This is a genomic window from Paraburkholderia sp. BL6665CI2N2 (assembly GCF_004366535.1).
GTDB lineage: Bacteria > Pseudomonadota > Gammaproteobacteria > Burkholderiales > Burkholderiaceae > Paraburkholderia.
In genome coordinates this window covers 3130297-3153619 of record NZ_SORC01000001.1, presented here as the reverse complement: position 1 = coordinate 3153619, position 23323 = coordinate 3130297, and the positions used below count along the sequence as shown (strand labels likewise).

The 23323-nt window shown below is 64.6% G+C and carries 16 protein-coding genes; 4 read left to right on the top strand and 12 right to left on the bottom strand.

Annotated features, from left to right (window positions below):
- Positions 1–32 precede the first annotated feature (32 nt).
- Together B0G81_RS14020 and B0G81_RS14015 are read left to right on the top strand one after the other, a co-directional pair.
- Positions 33–275, top strand: coding sequence for a hypothetical protein (locus B0G81_RS14020; protein ID WP_134136429.1), 243 nt, complete (start codon positions 33–35; stop codon positions 273–275).
- Positions 272–1381 (top strand): acyltransferase, encoded by a 1110-nt coding sequence (locus B0G81_RS14015; protein ID WP_134136425.1) that lies wholly within the window; start codon positions 272–274, stop codon positions 1379–1381. The genes B0G81_RS14020 and B0G81_RS14015 overlap by 4 nt, the downstream gene beginning before the upstream one ends.
- Before the next feature lie 189 nt (positions 1382–1570).
- Here the strand turns inward: B0G81_RS14015 and B0G81_RS14010 are convergent, their stop codons facing one another.
- From B0G81_RS14010 to bcsD, 7 genes are all read right to left on the bottom strand, one after another.
- Positions 1571–6271 carry a cellulose synthase subunit BcsC-related outer membrane protein gene (locus tag B0G81_RS14010; protein WP_134136423.1) on the bottom strand — a complete coding sequence of 1567 codons (4701 nt, stop codon included), beginning with the start codon at positions 6269–6271 and terminating at the stop codon, positions 1571–1573.
- Positions 6262–7443, bottom strand: coding sequence for a cellulose synthase complex periplasmic endoglucanase BcsZ (gene bcsZ, locus B0G81_RS14005; protein ID WP_134136420.1), 1182 nt, complete (start codon positions 7441–7443; stop codon positions 6262–6264). The genes B0G81_RS14010 and bcsZ overlap by 10 nt, the downstream gene beginning before the upstream one ends.
- A 10-nt stretch (positions 7444–7453) precedes the next feature.
- The gene (gene bcsB / locus B0G81_RS14000; protein ID WP_134136417.1) at positions 7454–10030 is read right to left on the bottom strand and encodes a cellulose biosynthesis cyclic di-GMP-binding regulatory protein BcsB; all 2577 of its coding nucleotides are present in this window, start codon (positions 10028–10030) and stop codon (positions 7454–7456) included.
- A 3-nt stretch (positions 10031–10033) separates the two neighbouring features.
- Positions 10034–12238: a UDP-forming cellulose synthase catalytic subunit gene (bcsA, locus tag B0G81_RS13995; RefSeq protein WP_134136413.1), complete on the bottom strand. Its 2205-nt coding sequence runs from the start codon at positions 12236–12238 to the stop codon at positions 10034–10036.
- Positions 12235–13023: a cellulose biosynthesis protein BcsQ gene (gene bcsQ, locus B0G81_RS13990; protein ID WP_116121894.1), complete on the bottom strand. Its 789-nt coding sequence runs from the start codon at positions 13021–13023 to the stop codon at positions 12235–12237. The genes bcsA and bcsQ overlap by 4 nt, the downstream gene beginning before the upstream one ends.
- Positions 13020–13955 (bottom strand): cellulose biosynthesis protein BcsP, encoded by a 936-nt coding sequence (bcsP, locus tag B0G81_RS13985; protein WP_134136409.1) that lies wholly within the window; start codon positions 13953–13955, stop codon positions 13020–13022. Before bcsP ends, bcsQ begins: the two co-directional genes overlap by 4 nt.
- A 190-nt stretch (positions 13956–14145) precedes the next feature.
- Positions 14146–14601: a cellulose biosynthesis protein BcsD gene (bcsD, locus tag B0G81_RS13980; protein WP_116121892.1), complete on the bottom strand. Its 456-nt coding sequence runs from the start codon at positions 14599–14601 to the stop codon at positions 14146–14148.
- A gap of 557 nt (positions 14602–15158) precedes the next feature.
- On the opposite strand from bcsD, the gene B0G81_RS13975 reads away from it, so the two are divergent.
- Positions 15159–16304, top strand: a complete 1146-nt coding sequence (locus B0G81_RS13975; RefSeq protein ID WP_134136408.1) for a GGDEF domain-containing protein — start codon at positions 15159–15161, stop codon at positions 16302–16304.
- A gap of 134 nt (positions 16305–16438) precedes the next feature.
- Positions 16439–18772, top strand: coding sequence for a bifunctional diguanylate cyclase/phosphodiesterase (locus B0G81_RS13970; RefSeq protein WP_134136406.1), 2334 nt, complete (start codon positions 16439–16441; stop codon positions 18770–18772).
- Positions 18773–18827: 55 nt separating this feature from the next.
- Here B0G81_RS13970 and hpaI read toward each other — a convergent pair whose 3' ends face one another.
- The 5 genes from hpaI to hpaE form a co-directional block, all read right to left on the bottom strand.
- Complete coding sequence (gene hpaI, locus B0G81_RS13965) at positions 18828–19631, bottom strand: 4-hydroxy-2-oxoheptanedioate aldolase (RefSeq protein WP_134136403.1); 804 nt, start codon at positions 19629–19631, stop codon at positions 18828–18830.
- Positions 19632–19652: 21 nt separating this feature from the next.
- Positions 19653–20456 carry a 2-oxo-hept-4-ene-1,7-dioate hydratase gene (gene hpaH / locus B0G81_RS13960; protein ID WP_134136401.1) on the bottom strand — a complete coding sequence of 268 codons (804 nt, stop codon included), beginning with the start codon at positions 20454–20456 and terminating at the stop codon, positions 19653–19655.
- 20 nt (positions 20457–20476) lie between these two features.
- The gene (locus B0G81_RS13955; RefSeq protein WP_134136398.1) at positions 20477–20878 is read right to left on the bottom strand and encodes a 5-carboxymethyl-2-hydroxymuconate Delta-isomerase; all 402 of its coding nucleotides are present in this window, start codon (positions 20876–20878) and stop codon (positions 20477–20479) included.
- A gap of 21 nt (positions 20879–20899) precedes the next feature.
- Positions 20900–21763, bottom strand: a complete 864-nt coding sequence (gene hpaD / locus B0G81_RS13950; RefSeq protein WP_134136396.1) for a 3,4-dihydroxyphenylacetate 2,3-dioxygenase — start codon at positions 21761–21763, stop codon at positions 20900–20902.
- Between the two features lie 71 nt (positions 21764–21834).
- Positions 21835–23292 carry a 5-carboxymethyl-2-hydroxymuconate semialdehyde dehydrogenase gene (gene hpaE / locus B0G81_RS13945; RefSeq protein WP_134136394.1) on the bottom strand — a complete coding sequence of 486 codons (1458 nt, stop codon included), beginning with the start codon at positions 23290–23292 and terminating at the stop codon, positions 21835–21837.
- Positions 23293–23323: the final 31 nt, after the last annotated feature.

Below are 23323 nucleotides of genomic sequence, written 5' to 3'. Positions count from 1 at the left end.
GAAGTGCATGCGCGTGCATGATTTCGCTATCCATGAACACTCCTGAATTTAATCCGGATGCGCCTGTGCGCGATACCGGTCTTGCTGCACTTGTCATCATCGCACGCTTCCATGGTATCTCTGCAGATAGCGCTCAACTGCGTCCAGTAGCGGAAAAGATGCGAACTAATGCCCTGAACCCTCACGACCGGCGGTGCGCTCTGCGGCCGCTCTCCCTATCAGCCCGCGTTGCTGAATTCACGACCGTTACAGCACATATCTGCAATACTCAATGAAACATAAGATCGACGCACTCACGTCGTTGCGGTTCTTTGCGGCGGCCCTGATCGTCGTCCTGCACGGAACCCAGGTTTTCGGGCACACCCGATTCACTGATCACTTCGCGATCTTCCAGGCGGTCGGCTTCTTCTATGTTCTGTCGGGGTTCGTCCTCGCGTACAACTATTCGGGCATTCCTCTGTCCCGCGCGGCGCTTTCGAAGTACGCGCTCGCTCGCGCGGCCCGCGTGCTGCCGGTTCACCTGTTCACTGCAGCGCTCGCTTATATGTTTATCGTCGGCGCGCGCGGTTCAGTGCACGCCATGCTCACGAATGTGGTGCTGCTTCAGGCATGGATTCCGGGTTTTGACTATTCGTATTCGTTGAACGGCGTGTCGTGGAGCATCTCGGACGAAGCATTCTTCTATGCCATGCTGCCGCTGTTGCTGCTTGACCTGCGACGCACGGTGCTACGCAAGCTCGCCGGGTTCGCGGCAATCACCGCGTCGATCCTGTATCTGGCGCGCAACGCCCAAGACCCAACGCTAACGTGGGCCAACTACGTTTTCCCGCTCACACGCCTCCTCGAGTTTTTCGTGGGTGTCGCTGCGTTCCACCTATATGGCCAGCTCGGCCCGCGAATCAGGCGCCTGTCGATGCGCTCGGCTACGTTGCTTGAGATTGGCGCGGCCATCGCAACGCTCGCCTCGATGCACTTCTGCATGGAAGCGCTCTCCCTGCCGGGGGCATACTCGCTGCTGGGCAAAGCCTTTCCGGGATGGTTCGGCAGTTCTGGAAGCTGTCTGATATTCGGCGCACTGATTCTGATCTTGGCTTGCGAGGCGGGAAAGTTGTCGTGGCTGTTGGCTCGACCACCGCTCGTCTATCTCGGCAACATCAGCTTTGCGTTGTACATGATTCATCAGATCATCGTGCGCGTGCTGCTTGAAAACCCTGCGCTACTGACCCATGCGCCAACCTGGATAGATTACCTCGGGTATATCTGCGCTGCCCTGCTCGGGGCGGAAGCAATACACCGGTTTGTGGAGAATCCTGCGCGTACCGCAATACTGCATGCATACAGGCGCCGGGAACATCAGATCAACGCTGGCTCCACACGCTGACCATGCTCGGGGCGGCCATCGTTAACTTGGAGAGGTCGCGGTGTTGATATTGTTGCATCGGCATGTTCTCGCGTGGGGCCAATCGAAGCGCTTACTGCCCGCAGGCATTCCACGCCGGGAGATGTTCGGCACTTACTTTTGCCGGCGCCGGCACCCTGACTCGAGCCACCGCCGACATACCCACCCGCATCAATTCGACAACGACAGATACGGCGAAACAAGCGGCGTAGGCGGGAACGGCTGCACACCGGTCTGCTTGCTGAAGCTATACCGCACATAGACCGCCGCGAGATACTCGCGATATTCATAAGCATTGCCGAGCGAAGCGGTGGCCCCGAACGCCAGTTGCGGCGCGAGTTGATATTCGCCCACTGCGCTGAGCGAATACGACACCCCGGTCTTGCTTTGGCCCGGATACTGCGCGCCGCTTTGCACGCTGGTGCCGACAGTTGCTGCATTGCCGATCGCCGCGTTCTGCCGATTGGAACCGTCGTTGAGCGGGAAGTAGTTCGACGCATCCTGACGATAATGCTGCACGCCGATCGAGCCCTTCACGTCGTACGTGAACGCGCCATTGCGCCCGGTCCACTCGACCGGCAAGTTCAGGATCACGTACTGTTGCGGGCTGAAATAGCCGCCCTGGCCATAGGTGAAATACGACTGGTTCTTGTCGTATCGCATTAGCGTCGTATTCACGCCGATCGTGAGTGTCTGATCGGCGTCTTTCAGCAGACGCGTATAGATGCCGCCGCCGCCTTTGACGGCAGTATTGCTCAGTACGTTATTGCCGTCGTAATACTGGAACGCCGCATTCACATACAGGCCGCTCGTGCCGTCGTCCCATGCGAGGCTGCCGAGGCCGCCGGTTGAGGTGACGCCGCCCCATTCGAGGCCGGAACCGGAATCCCGCGCGCCGGCATAGGACAGCAAACTGTCGGTCACCGCGCGGCGCGCGACGGCCAGCGAATATGACACCTTGTCGGTAATGCCGCCGTTGTACTTCGCACCGCCCACGATGTTGGTCTCGCGGAACCCGATCGGCGTCACGCCGATGTCGCCGCTGAGGCTGCGGCCCTCGTAACCGACCGACAAGCCGACGCCGCTTGCCGTCTGGCTGCCGACATTGGCCGCCGATACCGACGTGCCGTTAGACAGGCCGCCGCCGAAGCGCGCGAGCGTCGAGACATTGTCGGCGGGACTGCCGGCGTCGAGCGTCACCGGCGTCGCCGTGACGACCACGTGGCCGTTGCCCGCCCGGATACGCCCCTGGATCGGCGCTTCGATATCGGTGAGATTGGACAGACCGTCCTCGCCGGCGCGGTTACGGAACACGATGCCGCCCGAGATGCTGCTCGACTGTTCGCGATTGACCTGCGCGAGTTCTTCCGCGACGCCGAGTGTTTGCGCGTTCGCCACGTTCGGCTGCGCGTAGGTGTTGCCATTGCCGTTCGCGCCGGGTTGCGGATAGTACGGTTGAGCGTAACCGGTGGGAGGCTGCGGAATGTATGGCTGCTGCTGCGCGTAGTAGCCCTGATTCGAGTAAGCCTGCTGCTGCGGCGGTTGAGGTTGATACGGCTGTTGCGCGTAGCCCTGCTGCGGCTGTTGTTGCGGATACGCCTGCTGCGCGTAGTACGGCTGTTGCTGCTGCGGATAACCTTGCTGCTGCCCATAAGGCTGCTGCGAATAGGCGGGCGCATTGCGGCTATTTTTCGACGCACTCTGCTTCTTGCCGGTCGAACGCTTCGGACTCGCGCCCTGCGCGCCATACGGTTGCGTTTGCATCGAACCGGCATTGGCCTGCGCTTCGCGCGCGGCCGGCGACATCGGCCAGGGCGTGGCCGCATAGCCATCCGGCGTACCGTATTGCGGCTGCTGCGGATAAGGCGCTTGCTGTTGATAAGCCGGGTTGTACTGCTGCGGGGCCTGCTGCATCTGCGCCTGCTGCTGCATCGGCGGCTGTCCTTGCCCCGGATAAGGCTGCAACGGCGCGCCCGACTGGCTCGACCCGTAAGTCTCCTGTCCATACCCGCCGGTATTGAGCGCGGGACGCGGCGCGTTATACGGCAAGGCGGCAGGCGCACCGTTCGGCGCATAGGGCTGCGCGGGCGCCGTATAAGGCGCGACGTAAGGCGCGGGTTGCGTAGGCGGCGGATAGTTCGGCACGGTTTGTGTCGGCAAGGAAGACTGCGAATACGGAAGCGCTGAGCGCGCGGCCTTGTAGCCACCGGCGAGCGCGGCGTTGTCGGCGTCGGTTGGCGTGACCGTGGCGGTCTTGCCTTCGAAGGGATTGGTGCCCGGCAGCGGCGTCGCGCCGATCCGGCGCATCGCCGCTTCCCAGCCGCGCGGCACGTTGCTCGCCGGACTGCGCGGCGCATTGGCCATCAGCGGCGTGTTGGCGGCGACCAGCGAGCGTTGCAGATAAGTCGAGGCGAGCGACAGCTTGCCTTCCGCGCGATACATGCGGCCGACGGTGGCGAGCAAGCCGGGGTCTCCCGGCGCCGCGTTCAAGGCCTGTTTCGCGAGTGTTTCGGCGTAACTGAACTGCTTCGCACCGGTCGCGGCGGAGATGGTCGCTTGCAGCAGGTTCAGGTCGTCGGGCTTGCGTTGCAGCGCGACGCGATAGCTGGCGAGCGCGTTGCGATCGTCGCCGGCAGTGGCATAGAGGCGGCCGAGCGCGGCCTGCAAGTCGGGATTGTCGGGCATGGCCGCGAGCCACGGCGCGATCACGTCGTAAGCGCTCGCGAGGTCGCCTCGCTGGCGCACCGCGTCGCATTGCTTGATGACGATGCCCAGATTCAGATTGCCGAAGTCGGTGCGTTGCTGCGGCGTCAACTGCATCGACGCGAGCCGGCGCATCACCATGCCGAGTTCGGCTTCCTGTTGCGTGGCCGACAGAATGCCCGCGTATTCCAGCAACAAATCGGTGTTGCCTGGCGCCGCGTTCATGGCGGCGCGCACGAGTCCGAGCGCGCGGTTGGGATCGCCGGCCTGCTGGTAAGCGGCGGCGATCACGCCGATCAGTTCGGGGCTGTTTCCCGCGACCGGCTCGGCCGCGTGCAGTGTGGCGAGCGCCTGCTGCGTCTGCCCGCTGCGCGCCATCCGCGTGGCGAGGTCGGCTTGCTGATGCACCCATAAGCGGTGCTGCAACGTGGTCATCGCGTCGGTGCGCTGCGCGACCGGAATGCGGTCGAGTTGCGCGAGGCCCGCCGACCAGTCCTGCGTTTCCGCCGACAGCAACGCGCTCGCATACAGCGCGTCGGTCATGTCGGGATGCGCGGCGAGCAGGCCGTCCATCATGCTGCGTGCGTTGGCGACCGCGCCCTGGCGCACGTAGATGCGCGCGAGGTCGAGCCGCAGCCACGGGTCGTCGGGCGTATTCAGCAGCGCGTCTTCGAACAGACTGCGCGCGCTGCCCAGATCGCCGCGCGCTTCGGCGGCGCGCGCCTGCGCGGCCTGCGCTTCGCCACGCAGACGGTTGATGCCGCCGGCCTTCGACTGCTGTTCGGTGTTGAGTTGATTGGCGAACTGCAATGCCTCGTCGCCGCGGCCTTGCGCGGCGAGCGCGCCGACCAGCCCGCGCACGGCGTCGGGGTTGTCGGCCTGGCGGCGCAGCGCCATCCGGTAGGCCTGTTCGGCGCCGCTCGGGTCGCCGTTCGCGAGCAGCATTTCGCCGAGCAGCACCTGCGCGGTGACGTCGGACGGATTCAGCGCGATCGCGCGTTCGAACAGCGACTTCGCCTTCGCGAATTCGCCGTTGCTGCGCGCGCCGATCGCGTCGCTCGTGTAGGTCCAATAGCTCGCGCTGTCGAGCGCGGTTTTCCAGCGCGCCGGATTGCCGTTGCGCGACGCGCGTTCCAGATAGTTGCGGGCTTCGGCGAAATGCTCCTGCTTCAGCGCGGCGATGCCCATGCCGCCGAGTGCGTCGGTGTCGTTCGGGCTAGTGGCCAGTACGGAGGAAAACTTCGCGCGCGCCGTGGCCACGTCGTTGCGGTCGAGCGCGCTGAAACCATCGGCGACGGTGCGGCCGCGTGCGTCGGTTGCGGCGTTTTCCTGTGAACGTGCGCGCGCCGCGCTGTCCTGCTGGACCATCGAATCGAAACGCGCTTTCACGGCGGCGTCGTCAGTCGCGGTTTGCAGATAGGCCTGATAGAGCGGGGCGTCGGAGGGCCGCGCGTCGAGCCACAACAGCGCCTGACGCCAGCTTTTTTTCGCCGACGCGCCGACCGTGCTGTCGCCCGCCAGTTTCTGCAGACGCGCGATGCCCTCGCGACGCGTCACGTCGCGATAGGTCAGATGCTGCGCATAGGCGAGGGCGTAACGCGGCTCGTCGGGGTTGTCGCGCGCAAGCTGTTCGAGGCCGCGGCGGGCCTGATCCCAACCTTGCGGCGTGGCCGAGAGCGCCTGGTAATACTCGAGTTGCAATTCGGGCGTGGCCGGTTTGCCGTTCAGCGCGCGCTGGTATTCCTGCACCGCGCTCGCGCTTTGACCGCTTTGCGCGAGCCGCCGCGCGTCGTTGACGGTCTGGTCGCGCAGGCTCGATTCGCCGAGGCGCCGGCCGAGCTCGTCCAGATTCGGATAGTTCGGCGCGACCGCCTTCAGGCGCGCCAGATATTGCTGCGCGCCGGCGCCGTCCTTGCGGTCGGCGAGCACCATGCCCATGCCGAAGAGCGCATCGGGCTGCCTGGGATCGATGCGCAGCACCTTCAGCCACGCTTGCTCGGCGAGGTCGCCGCGCTGATGCGATTGCCAGTACTTGCCCTGATCGATCAACACGTTCAAAGGATCTTTCGACGCCTGCGCCAACGCATCCGGCGCAGCCGTCGCCACGCAGCAGACGGCCGTGAGGCTGAGCGCGAGGCGCAATGACAACGCGAGGGCGCTCAGTCGCATGCGTTTCTCCAACTCGGCACGAGACGTCCGGCTTCGTCGAAACGATAGCGGCCGTCGATGAAACCCGTGCCGAACAAACCCAGCACACGATCGTAGTAAACCGGTTCGCGGCCCGGCACGTTGGTGTCGAGCGCCGCGAGATGCGTACGCGCGAGGCCGAGGCCACGCTCGTCACCGAACGCCTTGAAGTACGGCGCGAGTGCAGCCCAGTAACTGAGCGGTCCTTCGCCGCTGGCCGCGCCGGTGGTCGATGAAACCTTCTCCGGCGGAAAGCCGGTTTGCGCGACGCGCGTGCGCATGCCGCCGAGCGCCGCGAGCCAGGGTTTGGCGAGCGGATCGGCGGGCGAGGCGAGGCCGGCCCACAGATAGACGCGGATCGCGTCGTAGCTGCCGGTGTCGCCGCTTTTCGGATCGACCACGAACTGGCCGTTTTGCCAGGCCGCCCAGTCGGGCGCGAAGCCTTGCGGCGCAGTCGTTTTGATGAACCTGTAGGCGCTGTCGGCGAGCTTGCCCCACGGGCCGTTCGGCATCTCGTGCGCGAGTGAGCGCAACACTGGCAGCGGCAAATAGCTCGGATTCAGACGCGTCACGCCGCCGCTTTTGAAGCCTTGCGGTCCGGGCAGCAGCATCGGTCCGACGCCCGGCAGCGTGGTCATTTCCTGACGCGCAATCTGCGCGGCCAGTGCTTCGCCCAACTGCGTGTAAGCCGCTTCATGCCACAGGCGGCCGGCTTGCAGCAGATCGTAGGCGATCCACAGGTCGGAGTCCGATGCGGAATTCGGATCGAGCACGCCATACGAGCCGTCCGCTTTTCTGCCCCATTGCCACGACGGCAGCCGCATGTTCTGCGCGTCGAACTGATTGCCCGAGAGATTGGTGCGAATCCAGCCGAGCAGCCGGTCGAACGTCGCGCGGTCGTTCGCGACCAGCGCGAAGAAGAGCGCGTACGACTGGCCTTCGGAAGTGGTTTGCTGCGCCGGCGTGGAATAGTCGATCACGCGGCCGTCGGCCTGCACGAAGCGTTCGACGAACGTGCGATAGCCGCTCCAATCGCCACAGGCGCCGGGGGCGGCGGTGGTCTGCGCCACTTTGACGAGGCTGGCGAAACTCGCGGACGCGGCCAGCCCGAGCGTCAGCGCCACGCCGATTTTCTTGTTGATTCGAACCCGCATATCAGTCCTATTAGTCCCTCAGGCGGCGCGCGGCGATCGAGCGCAGCGTCCGGTAGAACAGGCCCGCGATGATCAGCGCGGCGAGCACACCGCCCAGCATCAACAGCAGCGGATGCGACGACAGCGCCCAGCGCAGATACTCCTGCGGCGACAGGTGGCCGACGTAATACGCTTCGCCGTTCGAGGTGATGGTGACGGTGCGGCCGTGGATCACGGCCATCGCGCCTTGAATCTGCGGCAGCACGTCGGAGTCGAGCAGCGCCGCGGACAGGTCGGCGTCCGACTGGCCGGCCGCGCTCACCAGCGCCACCGCGCTACGGTTCTTCTGCAGCGGCGATTCGAACCCGGTCAGCAACGCGTCGCCGTTCGAACTCACCAGAGTCAGATCGGCGCGCGCCGGCGTGCGCTCCACGCCGCGTTCGCCGTGCCACCAGTCCTCGAGCTTGAAGACGATGTCGGTGAGCTGAAAGGTGCGCGAGTCGCCGTCGCTGGAAAACGGCATCGACTTGGCCCAGCGCTGCAACAACGGTTGCTTGCCCGGTGCGCCGAAAATCAGCAGGTCCTTGTTGGCGAACTTGTCGGCGTCGTCGGCGGTGCCGACTGTGACGCCCGTCACCGGATAGCCGGTCGAGGCGCCCATGCGGCCCATGGTCAGCAGAAACAGGCTGTAGTCGCTCGAATCGGCGTCGTTCGGCAAGATCACGGCGGTCTCGGAAAGGTCCGCCATGCGCGTGAACGGGAAGCCGCTATTGGCGAACGCGGCCAGATCCGGCAGCGCCATGTAGTGGGGGAATGAAGAGAGGTCGATGGTCGAGTTCGGATCGATCGCGCCGACCACATTGTCGAGCAGACGGCCATGACATTCGCCGGTATTCGGAATGTCGTAGTAGAAGTGCAGGCGCACCTGGGCGCGCGGCGTCAGCAGCAGCGGCGGAATGTGCAGCGTGCGACGCGCTTCGGCGGTCTTGTCCGGCAGCACGGTGGCGAAGTAATGGCTCAGCTCGAACACGGAAGCGGATTCGGCGGGAATCGGCAGCGCCTGCACGAAGCCGTTGTTCACGCTCACGTTCAGCGACGAGCGGTCGCGCAGCGGACGCACCGTGTAGCGGTAGCGCAGATCGATCGGCGCGCCCTTGGTGTGCCACATGAACAGATCGGGCGGCACGCGCAGATTCACGCGCACGGCGTCGGCGTCGTAACCGGACACCGTCAGATCGCGCGGATCGGTGAGTTCGCCGAAGCGCACCGGACGATTGGTGGGCAGCCAGTTCGGCGCGTCGTACGGCGCGCGCGGCGCGAGCTCATTCAGTTGAGTGATGGTCGCGCTCGGGCCGGTCAAGGTGTTCTGGCCGATGCCGAGCGATTTCGCGGCGGTTTTCAGTTCGGCCTCGGTGCGGCCGAGCACGAGCAGCAGTTTGCCGCGCGCCGGCGCTTCGCGATCGACCACCGCGATGGTCGGGCCGGAGATGGCCGGAATATTGATGCCGGCCGGACGCTGATCCGAAGTCGCGAATACGACGGCGTTGCCCGACAGCGGCGCGTTATCCAGTTGCGCCGGAAACACCGCACCGCGATAACCGGCGAGCGCGCCGAACCACGACGCCACGATGCCGCCCGCTTCGAGTGTGGCATTGCCCGGCTTTTGCGGGAATACAAATGGCAACTCCAGCCGACGCACGTCGCGTCGATCGAAGAACGGCGCCGGCAACGCGGCCAGATCCGGCTTGCTGGTGAGCGACGCGTAAGTCAGATCGAGCGAGCTCGCATTGCTGACCGTGGCCCACAGCGACGAGTTGGCCGGGTCTTCGCAACTCGTCGTGTAATGGCCAATCAGTTGCACATTCAGATGGTTGAACTCGGTGATGAAGCGCGGATCGATCGAGACGTCGCGCGCCACCAGCATGCCGGCCTGTTCGTGCGGCACGGGGAGAGTGGCGGCGACTTCGCCGTTCACCAGCACCTTGAGCTGCGAGATATTCGCGAGCAGCGCGGGCGAGTAGCTATATACCAGATGCAGAACCGCGCCCGTCACCACTTCGTCGCCGCGCACGGAAAACGCCACGCCGTTCTGGCCGTCGGTGCCGCGCAATTGCAGCGGGTCGAGCGCGCCGAGATCGGCGAAGGTCAGCGTCTGACGCCGGCCGCCCGGCACCAGCGTGCCTGGCTCGGCGGTGGTCGGCGTCCTGACGCCCAACGCTTTGACCGACGACGCAGCGAGCGCCGGCGTCGGTGTCGCCAGTTGCGGCTGCGCCAGCGCATTCGGATCGTAGGGTACGGCCGGACCCGCCGCGTTCGCAGTGCCGGCGCCGGTCGCAGTCGGCACATTCGGCGCAACCGGCTTGCTCTGAACGGAGCCCGCGGCACTCTGACTGGCGCCCGTCGGGTTTGCACCGCCGGCAGCCGCCGCCACGGCTTCAGCCGCCGAGGCGAGCGGCGCTGCCAGCGCCGTCTGCAATGCCAGCCAGCACGCGAGGCCGCGCATCAGCCGATGCGAGCCGGGGCGTGCCACGCGATGCATGCTCAATCCGGACCCACTGCGCTCGTGATTCGAGCGTTCGATGTTGCCCTTCGCCATCCAGTTGCGCATAGATCAGTCTTTCGTTTTTAGCTTCTTGACGTCCATTGGACGGCTTTTCATCGAGCTGCGAAGGTCGGCATAAAGATGCTCGAACAGACCCGCGATACCGCGCGCGCCCACCGTCAGCACATGCGACAGGCCGCGCAGGGGCGTGTCCTGCTGCCGTCCTTCCGCCCAGCCGGTCCAAGCGTCGGCGCGTGCAAAGGTGGTCTTGACGAACTCGTACTCCTGCTCGCGCGTCATGGTGGAGAAGCGCAGGCCCACGCGTCCTGGGGCGGTGAAGCCGACGGTCGCGGGGAACGCGTATTCCTCGTCGCCGCGAAAGAGCGAGACGGTCACGCGCTCGTGCATCGGCACCTGGATCGCGGCGGGCAGCGCCACGCCGACGCCGCCTTCCGAGTAGTCGATGGTTTCGCAGGCGAGCGTGCGGCCGGTCGAAAACTTCAGCATGACGGGCATCTGCATCGCCACGCGGTGCACTGCGCGAATCTGCTTGCGCTCGCTCGCGGCGGCCACGCTCGCGCCGAGAATCAGCATGTTGTACGTGGTCCAGCCGAGGTTGAGGATAGTGGTCTGCACCACGCTGCGCACATGCCAGTTGAAGTAGATATGCACGATGCCCACGCAGAAGCCGATCAGGTTCAGCAACAGCAGGAACAGGTAGGGCCGCGAGATCGCCCAGTCGAAATAGTTCTTCTCGATCTGGCCGCCCTTGGCCGTCACGTTGAACTTGCCGAGCTTCGGGTTGATCAGCGCGAGTAGAGTCGGTGCGGTGATGTACGAGGCCAGCACCGACTCATAGACTTCGGCCCAGAACGAATGGCGGAACGAGCGCTGCATGCGCGAGTTGGTGATGCTCGCGTGCATCATGTGCGGCAGCGCGTAAATCGCGATTGTGCCGGCGGCGGCTTCGATCACGTGCGCGCCGAAGAACAGATACGACAGCGGCGCGGTGAGAAACACCAGACGCGGGATGCCGTAGAAGAAGTGCATCATCGCGTTCAGATAGCACAGGCGCTGGCCGATTTTGAGGCCCTTGCCGGTGAGCGGATTGTCGATGCGGAAAATCTGCGTCATGCCGCGCGCCCAGCGAATCCGCTGGCCGATGTGGCCGGACAGAGATTCCGTGGCCAGCCCCGCGGCTTGCGGAATCGCCAGATACGCGGTGGTGTAGCCGAGACGGTGCAGCTTCAAGGCGGTGTGCGCGTCTTCAGTCACGGTCTCGACCGCGATGCCGCCGATCTCCTCGACCATGGTCCGGCGCAGCAGCGCGCACGAGCCGCAGAAGAAGGTGGCGTTCCACAGATCGTTGCCGTCCTGCACGAGGCCGTAGAACAGCTCGCCTTCGTTCGGCACTTTGCGGAAGGTGCCGAGATTGCGTTCGAACGGGTCGGCGGAGAAGAAGTGGTGCGGCGTTTGCAGCATGGACAGCAGCTTGTCGCGCAGGAACCAGCCGAGGCCGATTTGCAGGAACGAGCGGGTCGGAATGTGATCGCAGTCGAAGATCGCGAGGTATTCGCCGCTGGTGATCTTCAGCGCTTCGTTGATGTTGCCGGCTTTCGCGTGGCGGTTGTGCGTGCGGATCGTCCAGTTGACGCCGACCTCTTCGCAGAACGCCTTGAACTCGGGGCGGCGGCCGTCGTCGAGCACGTGGATCGAAATCTTCTCAGCTGGATAGTCGAGCGCGAGCGCCGCGTAGATGGTCGGCTTCACTACCGAGAGCGGCTCGTTGTAGGTCGGAATGAACACGTCGACGGTCGGCCATTGGTCGCGCGAGACGGGCAGCGGCATCGGCGTGCGCTTGAGCGGCCACGCGGTCTGGAAGTAGCCGAGCAGCAGCACGATGGTCGAATACACTTCGGCGGAGACCAGCAGCAGGCCCCAGCCGGCGTCGAGCGGATGCTCCCAGTAGGTGGTCGCGGTCAGGCGCCAGAACATATAGCGGCCCGACGTCACCACCGAGAGCATGATCATCACCATCGTCGCGTAACGGCCTTGCAGGCGCCGGAACATCAGCGCGGTCACGAAGCAGCAGGTCGCGAACGTCAACTGCTCGTAAAAGGCGAGCGGCACGGTGAACACGAAGTACAGCATCACCAGCGCGAACAGCGTGACGAGTCCGGTGACGATGCGGCTGTTCCAGAAGCGCGCGTCGACGAAGCGATCGAGCCGCGACGACTCGGCGGGCTCGAGGCCCGGCGCTGGAGACGTGCTCATGCGACGTTCCTCGGCGAGACGGCGATCGCGTCGAGCGCCGCCAGCAGCCATGCGCCGCACGACTTGAAATCGGCGGCCGCCTGGCTGAGTGGATCGTAGTGAATCAGCGTGGTGTCGCACGCGAGCGCTTCGCTCACGCCTTCGTCCAGATGGATCACGCCGGGGAACAGTTTGGTGCCGAGCATCTGACGCAGCACCTTGAGCACGTCTTTGGTCAACTGGCGCGACTGGTCGATCTGGTTGACCACATAGCCTTCGCCGCCGAATTCAGCGCGCGGCGCCGCGTAGGCTGCGATCAGCCGCTCCATCTGCGGAATCGCGGCGTACGACGCGGCGTCGGCGAGCACCACGTTCAGCGTGAAGGTGGCCGCCGTCAGGGCCGTGCGGACATACGTGGACGAGCCCGGCGGCGTGTCGATGATCACGATGTCGGAGGCGTCGAGGCGCAGGTTCTGCAGCGACTGTGCGAGCCAGCGCGGATCCTGGTCGATGTGCGCTTCGAAGCGGCGGCGGTCGTCTTCGAGCAGCGCGCCGTAGGGCAGCACGGTCACGCCGTCGACGCCGTCGAACATCACGGATTGCCACGGGTCGCCCGTCAGCGTGGCGCGCGACAGACCGTCGATGCTGTCGAGCGGCACGCCGAAGTGCAGACGCAGGGCGTTCTGCGGGTCGAGGTCGAGCGCAATGACACGCCGGCCGCCGGAGGCCAGCACCGAAGCCAGATTGGCGGCAAGAGTGGTCTTGCCGACCCCGCCCTTGGCGGACACCACCGCGATGACTTTCATGAGCGACGAGGGCCGTTGATCAGCCACGAGTTGGAGGTGGCGGGCGCGGCGGCGCGCGTGGCGCCGGCCGGTGCTGCGGCTTGAGCGGGAGTGCCGCGCAAACGGTCGAAGACCGACTGCAAAGGCGCGGATGCGTCGCTGGCCTTGGCCGGTTGCGGCGGTGCGGACGCGAATGCGGGTTCCGGCGCGAAGAGCTTGCCGAGGGTCGAAGCGGATTGCGTCGGAGCGGCGGGAGCGGTGGGTGCAAGAGGCGCGCTCGTGCTCGCATAAGCACGCGTGGGCGCCGGGGTCTGTGCCCAGTTCGGCGCGGCGGCCGCGACCGCTTGCATCACCGGCGGTCGCAACGGAATCGCCGGCGGCACGGAAACCGGTTGCGCGGCGTGAGGCACGGGAGCAAGCGGCGCTGTCCGTGCCGCACTCGCAGCCGAAGCGAACGGGGCCGCAGCCGGCGTGCTTTGAACCGGAGTGTGAGGCGCGGTTGGCGCGGCTTGCGCACCCACCGGCGCGACGGCTTCTACTCGAACCGCGCCAACTGCTGCTGGCGGCGTCGCGTCGCTTTTCGTTTCGAGTTCGCCGAAGCGCGACGCGCCCTTCGGCCCATTCACCGGCGCGGCCACAGCGACCGGCGGAATATCCCGCCGATGCGAACGCGTGAACAGCGGCGCCTTCGCGCGCGTGACAGAGGCGGCGTCTTTTGGCGTGGTGTCCTGGCGATCGACGGCCACCGGCGCTTCGACCGCCTGCGCCTGAGGCTTGGGCTCGCGATGCTGCCCGATGGCGGGAATCGTCGGCTGGGTCAGATCGAGCGTCACTAATAGCGGCCAACGGGTGCGCGCCGAACGCGCTTCGTTCTCGCGGCCGATTTCCTGGTACGCATTGGCGTCGCCGCCAAAATGATCGAAAAGTTTCTCGATGTCGCTCGATGAGCTCATAGTGCCGCCGTCTTATTCATGCCTACCCTTGCCCCGCTCCTGACTTGCGTTCGCGGCCCTGAAACGCCGGTCCTGCCTGTTCTGCCACTTCACGCGCACCGGTCTGGCGCGTTCCTCTACGGCTTATTGCGACTGTGTCCATTCACACACGCGGCCCAGCTGGCCAGGCCACGTGTTCATCAAGCGGCGTTCAAACCGGATGACGGCCCAGACGAAATTCGATCGCGGTGTCCTCGCTGTACCCGCTCGTTTGCGCGACCGACAAACCTTGCGCGCCCAGCGCGCTCAACCAGGTCTGATACACGCCTTCGAGAAACGCCGGTGTCCATGCAAGCGCCGCGCCGCCGAATGCCTGCAATGGCGCGCAGTAGTGGACGATGCGCAGCGACTCGGGTTCGTCCGCCAACTCGACGTAGCCCCAATCCATTTCATGCCAGTACAGATTCAAGGTCCGTGCGAGTTCGGCGGTGGAGTCGCAGGCGGGCAACGGATGCGCCGCGGCAAACCGGCTGCCGACGCGATGCATCAGCTGACGCAGTTCGTCGCGACCGATCTGCGCTTCGAACTCGGTGGCCAAGGCGGTGAGCATGCCGCGCCACTGCGGCGAGATTTGGCGTTCCAGCAGGTAATCGAGAATGGGGACCATGTTTTCCGGGAAATGGCCGTTGCTTTGACTGCCTAAAAAAATTAGATGCCACGACCGGGTGAAAAGAAGAAGTCTTGCGGGAAATTGCGTATTGCACGCGGCCTAGGTTAATTTTACCGGGCTGTCTAGTCTGTCCACCACACTTCGAAGCAGTCTACTTAAGACATTAACTTTTGGCCACTTTCCATTCGTCTGTTTATACGCGCAATCGATTGCGATGGATGCATTCTGGATTAAGTAATTTTTGCTGCATGAATCGCCCGTGCGTTGAGCCATCACGGATAGCCGGTAAGAATGTGTCCGTCATGGCTGTATTAACGGCTCAACTCGCCAAGTGATTTAGCATTTTTGGTTTCGTGATAAATGCAACGTTTCGCGATTGCGAAGCCGTTGTGATCGTCCTCCTGCGGAAATTCTTTCTGAATCTTTCGGAGCCCTTGCACGCCCACTTTTTGTCCGAGCCGCTAAGCTTGCGGACTTGTATCAAGGTGCCCACGCAAAACGAACGGGCGTACGTGGCGAATGCCGACGATGCCGTTTGATTCACATTCACTGCAATGCTCAATCCACTCAGTATTCTTCTGGTCACCGTGTTGTCGAGCGCCATGGCGATGGCCGTGCTCGGTTCGTTGTGGCGCGCGGCGATCCCAGGCGTCGGTTACTGGATCTCGGCCAACGCGATCGCGATCGTCGCGTTGCTGGCTTTCGCGTTGCAAGGCCATGGGTCGCGCTGGCTGACCTTCGTGGCGTCCAACGTGTTGCTGGCTGCTTCGCTGCTGCTCGTAGTCGAAGGCTGTTGTCGCTTTCTAGGGCGCCGCGCGCGACCGTGGCCGGCGTACGTCGGCCTTGTCGCCGTGCTGTTCGGCATCTCGTACTGGACCTTCGCCGCGCCGGACTTCAACGCGCGCGTCGCGCTGGTGTCGGCGTTTCACGCGGCGCTATATGCCGCGCTCGCCGCGCTCATGCTGCGCGGCCGTCCCGCGAACCGGCCGCGCTATAGCTACTATTTCCTCGCGGTGGCGGCAATGCTGCTGTGCGCCGGGCATGCGTCGCGCGGGCTCATGTACGGCTTCGGTCTCATGACGCAAAGCAGCCTGATGCAAGTGTCGCCGTCGAACATCGTTTTTCTCGCGCTGGGCATTCTTGCGCCGCCCTGTCTTTCGATCGGCGTGGTGATGCTGGCGCACGACCGCCTCGCCGAGCGGCTCGAACGGCTGGCCAACGTCGACGACCTGACCGGCGCGCTGTCGCGCCGCGCGTTTCTCGCGATCGGCGACGCGCTGCTGAGCGCGTCGCTGCGTAGCCGCTCGCCGGTGGCGTTGGCGATCATCGACATCGACTCGTTCAAGGCCGTCAACGATAACTATGGCCACGCCGCGGGCGACCAGGTGCTGAAACACTTCGCGACCTTCGTCGCCGGCAACCTGCGAGTCGGCGATGTGTTCGGCCGGCTGGGCGGCGAGGAATTCGGCGTGCTGTGCCCGGCCACCACCGCCGCCGAGGCAGTGAACCTGCTCGACCGTCTGCGCAGCCGGCTGGCCGGGGCCGCGCCGGACGAGTTGCCGCGTGGGCTACGGTACACCTTCAGCGTCGGCGTGGATCAGTTTCGGCGCGATGAATCGCTCGCCCAGTTGATGGCGCGCGCGGACGGCGCGCTGTATGCCGCCAAGGCATCCGGCCGCAATCGCGTGATGGCGGCGTAGAGCGAGCGGAAAGCGGAAAGCAGAGGGCGCGAAAGGAGAAATCTTTTCTATTTGTAGGGAAGGCATAAATATTTGTCAGACATTTGCCGATATCCATTGGCAGAGTGACCGGAACCAGGCTGATATCTATCAATATGCTTTCCACCGCAACGCAGCACCAGTCCGACGCCGGATTGCGCGATCGCTTCCACGGGCGCTCGCTCGAGCACCAGCGTCCGCTGTCCACCGTGACCATGGCATTCACCGTGGTCGCGTTCCTGTGTTTCGTCGGGGCGCGCAGTCTGGTCGACGGCCCGGCTGCGCCGCTCGCCTACCGGCTCACGTGTGCGCTGTTGCTCGCCTTGCTGGTGCTGGCGATTCCGCGCGCCAAGTCGACGTGGAGCTTCGGCCTGATCGGCGTTGCCTACTCGCAGGTGCTGGTGGCGGGCATGGCGATGAACGTCGTCGGCGTGGCGCAGCCGTTGCTGTGGACGCTGCCCGCCATGGTCGTGATACCGATCTGCGCCGCGCCGCTATGGCTCACGCCGACGCACTTCGTCACTGGCAGCGTGCTCTTCTATGCCACGGCGTTCGCGCTGCTGTTCGGCGCGCCGCTGACGCATGACGTCGCGACGGTGGTGTGGATGTGGATCGTGGCGATCGGCGTGCCGACTTCCGCGGTGTTTCACTTCGGCTTCTACCGGTTTCGCCGCAGCCACTTTCTGCTGGAAAGCCAGCTCGCGCAACTCGCCGCAACTGACCCGCTGACCGGCCTGCAAAACCGCCGCGCGTTTGTCAAGCAGGCCGAGCACCGCCTCGACAGTGTCACGCCGGATACGCGGGTCAGCGCGATCTTTCTCGACATCGACAACTTCAAATCCCTGAACGACCGCTTCGGCCATGCGGTCGGCGACCAGGCGCTGTACCAGGTCGCCCAGGTGCTGATGGAAGAGGTCTCCGCGGACGACAGCGTGAGCCGGATCGGCGGCGAGGAATTCGCGCTGCTGCTGGGCGACGGTCTCACGGGCGCGCTTCATGTGGCTGAACGGCTGCGCCAGGCGATCGCCGCGATCGAGCGGCCGGACGGCCGCCTGACCGCGAGCTTCGGCGTGGCCGAGCACCGCAGCGGCGAAAGCATCATGGTGCTGCTCGATCGCGCCGACGAAGCCTTGCTGCGCGCCAAGCATTCCGGCAGAAACCGGGTGTGCGCCGAGCGCGCGCTGCCGCGCGAGGCGCTGCAACTGCTGGCCGACGACGGATCCGACGTGGGCGGGGCGCCCGTGCGGCGGCACCGTTGGGAGGAGTTCTACCTCACGTCGCATTTTCAGCCGCTCTACAGTTTGTCGCATCAGAAGCAGGTGGGCTTCGAGGCTTTGCTGCGCGGCGAGCAGGAGGACGGCACGCTGGTGCTGCCCGCGGTGCTGTTCGCACCCCGGCCTTCGAGCGACGAAGGCGCGCTCGACCGCGCGAGTCACGTCGTGCATCTGGCCGGCGCGCGCCGGTCGCTGCCGGACGACGCATGGCTCTTCCTCAACATTCTGCCGGCCACGTTCATCGCGGAAGGCTACGCCGATCAGCTGGCGAAAATCGTGCGGGCGGTGGGACTCGAACCTGAGCGCGTGGTTCTGGAGATTCTCGAATCGCACGGCGGCAGCGTCGACGACATGTCGCGGGCGGCGGCGCTGTACCGCCAGCACGGTTTCCTGATCGCCGTCGACGATTTCGGCGCCGGCCAGTCGAATCTCGACCGGCTGCTCAGGATTCGCCCGGACCTCGTCAAGCTCGACGGCGAACTGATTCGCGCGACGGGTCACGGCACCGAGCAGCCGATTCTGCCGAAACTGGTTTCGTTGCTGCATCTGGCGGGGATGCTGGTGGTCGTCGAAGGCGTGGAGACCACGGAAGAACTGATTCTCGCCGTGGAATCGAATGTGGATTTCGCGCAGGGTTATCTGCTGGGGCGGCCGGCCAAAGAGATAGCGCCACCGGAGTCGGTGCACCGGCGCATTGATGAGGCTTTCGATGTGATCGCGCAAGGGCGGGCGCATCAGCATGCGTTGTTCGAAACCGAAGTGGAGCCCTACCGGGTTGCCTTGCGGCTCGCTGCCGATGCCTTGCTGGCCGGTGTGGCCATGGACGATGCGTTCGCTCAACTGGCCAGGTTCGAGCGCTGCGTCAGCTGTTTCATTCTCGACGACGCGGGCAGGCAGATCGGGCATGAGGTGCAGGGGCCGGCATGGAGCGCGGACGGGGCCTCGCTGCAACCCGTGGCGAATCCGCGCGATGCGCGCTGGGATCATCGGCCGTATTTTCGTAACGCGGTATTGCTGCCGGGCGCGGCGGTGTCGAGCAATCCTTATCTTTCGCTGGCGAGCGGCAGGCCGTGCATCGCCGTGACGCTGGCGCTGCAGTTCGCCACCGAGCGATCCGTGATCGGGGTGGAACTGGACTGGTCGGCGCCGGGCTTGCCTTGGCCCGCGGGGGAATAGGGCGTTTCCTTTTTCCTTTGGCGCGGCCCTGCATGTTCGCGCTGAACGGGTCGGGTCAGTACCCGCCCTTGGGCGATGCCGCCATCGTCGCAGACTTTTTATACGACGCCGCCAGATCGGCCGCCGCGCGGCTCAGCAAACCCGTGTCCGTGCCGACCGCCACAAAAGTCGCGCCCGCTTCGAGGTAGTCGGCGGCAATCGCGGGATCAGGCGCGAGCACGCCGGCCGCTTTGCCCGCGCGCAGCACGCTCTGGATGCCGTCGCGAATCGCTTCGCGCACGCTGTCATGACCGGGTTTGCCGAGCTGCCCCATCGACGCGCTGAGGTCCGAAGGCCCGAAAAACACACCGTCGACGCCGTCCACCGTCGCGATCGCCGGTAGATTCGCCATGCCCTGCACGGTTTCCACCTGCACCAGCACGCACAACTCGTCCGCGGCCGTGTTCAGGTAATCCGGTATCCGGTTCCAACGCGATGCGCGCGCCAGCGCACTGCCCACGCCGCGAATGCCTTGCGGCGGATAACGCGTGGCCGCGACCGCGTCGGCGGCCTGCCCGGCGGTGTCGATCATCGGCAGCAACAGGGTCTGCGCGCCGATGTCGAGCAATTGCTTGATCAGCGCGCTGTCGCTGCGCACGGGACGCACGACCGGATGCGACGCATATCCGGCCACCGCCTGCAATTGCGCGAGCGTGCTGCGCACATCGTTGGGCGCATGCTCGTTGTCGATCAGCAGCCAGTCGAAGCCGGCGGTGGCCAGCAACTCGGTCACGTAGGCGTCGGCGAGCGCGGCCCACAGGCCGAATTGCGGTTTGCCTTCGGCAAGCGCGCGCTTGAATGTGTTCTGTGGGAGAGACATGTCGTGTCGGCTCAAATGAGTTCAGATGAAATTCAGACCGATGCCGCCTAGCGGACCGTAGTCGACGTGGAAGGTGTCGCCTGCGCGCGCAGTGATCGGACTGGTGAACGAGCCGCTCAGAATCACGTCGTTCGCGTTGAGCGTTTCATCGTACGGCGCGATTTTGTTGGCCAGCCAGGCGACACCGGTGGCGGGATGATTCAGCACGGCGGCCGCGAGACCGCTTTCTTCGACGGTGCCGTTCTTGTAGAGCAACGCGCCGACCCAGCGCAGATCGACGTCCAGCGGACGCACGGGCCGGCCGCCCAGCACGATGCCCGCGTTCGCCGCGAAGTCGGAGATCGTGTCGTAGACCTTGCGCGGGGCTTTGGTTTCACGGTCGAACTGTTCGATGCGCGCGTCGATGATTTCCACGGCCGGCGTCACGTAAGCGGTCGCGTCCAGCACATCGAATAGCGTGACCCCCGGACCCTTCAACGGCTTGCTCAACACGAACGCCAGTTCCACTTCCACGCGCGGCGCAATGAAGCGGTCGGCGCGAATGTCCTGACCGTTTTCGATGAACATGCTGTCGAGCAGCGGCGCGTAGTCGGGTTCGTCGATCTGCGACGAGCGCTGCATCGCGCGCGAGGTGAGGCCGATTTTGCGGCCCTTGATCACGTGGCCTTCGGCGAGCTTGAGCTTGACCCACTCGCGTTGAATCGCATAGCCGTCCTGCACGGTCATCTGCGGATAAGCGGCCGAGAAGTGGCGCAGTTGCGTGCGCGTTTTCTCGGCGTGGTCGAGTTGTGCCGCGAGCTCGCGGATCGTCTGTTCGTCTAGCATGATGGATTCTCTCAGTGCCGCTATTCAGCTTTCAGGCATGCGTGCAGGTTGTTATGTTTCCACGTACCGGCTTCGCTGAATTCATTGATTTCCAGCGACAACGCGAGGCCGTGTCGTTCGAATTCCGCGGCGAAGTGCTGCTTGATCAACGCGAATAGCGCGTCGCCGGTGGCCTTTTTTGCCGCTTCGGAGCGGCCCGCGCCGATCTTCAGGTTCGCGTGCAGGAATGCGGCGTTGGCGCGGCCGTCCGCGATGCAGTACTGCTCGCAGCGCAACGCGCGCACGCGGATGCCGCCCAACGGATAGATGCGCTGTTCGTTCTCGCGTTGCGCGTCGAGGCACTGCGCGAGTGCCCGGCAAAGTTGGCCGATGCTTTCTTCAGCGGCGAGATTGGCGCTGTATTCGAGAGTCAGATGCGGCACGGTGAACTCCTTGACGGGTATTCAGGCGGGTAGCGGCGTAACCGGGAAGATCGCGTTGATCTGACCGGTGCCCGAGCTGCCGAAATACGGTGTGACGACTTCCACCTTGCCGTCGTAACGGTCCCAGCCGAGCGCGCCGAGCAGCATCGCGGTGTCGTGCATGCCGCCTTCGCCCCAGCATTTTTCGTTATAGAGCGGCAGCATTTCGCAGAAGGTTTTCCAATCGCCGGCTTCCCACAACTCGACCACCCTGCGGTCCATCTGTTCGAGAAACGGACTCCACACCTTGTGCATGAACTGCTCGGCCGTGCCGTTGTCGGCGAAGTGGTGGCTGAGCGAGCCGCTCGCCAGAATCGCCACGGTGCCGTCATAACGCTCTTCGATGGCCTTGCGCACCGCGAGGCCGAAGCGGGCACTGGTGTCGAGGTCGTGCCACATGCACCAGCCCGCTACCGAGACGGTCCTGAAATGCTGATCGCTATTCATATAACGCATCGGCACCAGCGTGCCGTATTCGAGTTCGAGCGTGGTCTCGCTGTGCGCGCGGCTTTTCACGCCCATTTCGTTGGCGACTTCCGCGATCAGATTGCCGAGTTCGACATTGCCCGGATACGCGTACGGCATGTTCTTGATGAAGTGCGGCAGTTCGTTGCTCGTGTAGACGCCTTCGAACTTCGGCGCGCAATTGATGTGGTATTCGCTGTTCACGAGCCAATGCACGTCGAACACGACGATCGTATCGACGCCGAGTTTGCGGCAGCGCCGGCCGATTTCATGATGGCCGTCGATCGCCGGCTGACGGCAGCCTTTATGCGGACCGTCGAGTTCGGACAGATATAACGACGGGACGTGCGTCACTTTTGCTGCCAGCGCGAGTTTGCCCATCGCGGTCTCCTGTTCGGTTTGGCTGCTCCGCGCGGGGCACCAGGCCTTGGCGCACGAAGCGTATTAATGGCTCAAGCGCCCCAGCGCGGAATGTGATGCGAGCCCAGCGAGACGCAAACATTTTTCGGTTCGAGAAACACTTCATAGCTCCACGTGCCGCCTTCGCGGCCCACGCCCGATGCCTTGGTGCCGCCGAATGGCTGGCGCAGATCGCGCACGTTGTGGCTGTTGACGAAGCACATGCCGGCTTCGACGGCGGCGGCGACGCGCAATGCGCGACCCGTGTTCTCGGTCCAGATATAACTCGACAGGCCGTAGGAGATGTCGTTGGCGAGTTTGATCGCGTCGGCTTCGTCGTCGAACGGAATCAGGCAGGCGACCGGGCCGAAAATCTCTTCCTGCGCGATGCGCATGCGGTTGTCGACATCGACGAACACCGTGGGCTGAACGAAGTTGCCCTTGCGCATGGCCTCAGGCAACTCCGGCATGTCGAGGCCGCCGCACGCGAGCGTCGCGCCTTCTTTCGGGCCGAGTTCGATATAGCTGCGTACCTTCGCCAGATGGCCCTGACTGATCATGGGACCGACAATGGTGCTGTCGGACAGCGGATCGCCCACCGTCAAACGCTTCGCACGCTCGATGAAACGCTCGGCGAAGCGTGCGTAAATAGAGCGCTGCACGAGAATGCGCGAGCCCGCCGTGCAGCGTTCGCCGTTGTTCGAGAAGATCATGAAGACGGCGGCGTCGAGCGCGCGTTCGAAATCGGCGTCGTCGAAAATCACGAATGGCGACTTGCCGCCGAGTTCCATCGAAAACTTCTTCAGCCCCGCGGTTTGCACGATGCGGTTGCCGGTCGCCGTCGAGCCCGTGAACGACACGGCGTGCACGTCCGGATGCGCGACCAGCGGCTCGCCGGTGTCCTTGCCGAAACCGTGCACCACGTTCAGCACGCCGGCCGGGATGCCGGCTTCGAGCGCGAGCTTGCCAAGCATGGAGGCCGTGAGCGGGGAGAGTTCGCTCATCTTCAATACCGCGGTATTGCCGAACGCGAGACAGGGTGCGACTTTCCATGTGGCCGTCATGAACGGCACGTTCCACGGCGAGATCAGCGCACACACGCCGACCGGATGGAACAGCGTGTAGTTCAGATGCGTGTCGGTCGGGTACGTATGGCCATCGACACGCGTGCACATCTCGGCGAAATAGCTGAAGTTGTCGGCGGCGCGCGGCACGAGTTGCTTGCGCGTTTGCGAGATCGTCTGGCCGGTGTCTTTCGTTTCGGTCTCGGAGATCTCCGGCACGTGCTTCGCGATCAGTTCGCCGAGCTTGCGCACCAGCTTCGCGCGTTCCGCGGCGGGCTTGGCGGCCCATGAGGGAAACGCGTCTTTGGCGGCGCGCACGGCGGCGTCGACTTCTTCCGCGCCGCCTCGCGCGACTTCGGCGAGTACCTCTTGCGTGGCCGGATTGACCGTTTCGAAGTAGTCTTTCGCCGCGCTCGCTTTACCGTTGATCAGATGCTCAATTCGCATAGCTGTGTCCTTTTCTGTTTCTCTCGCTGTC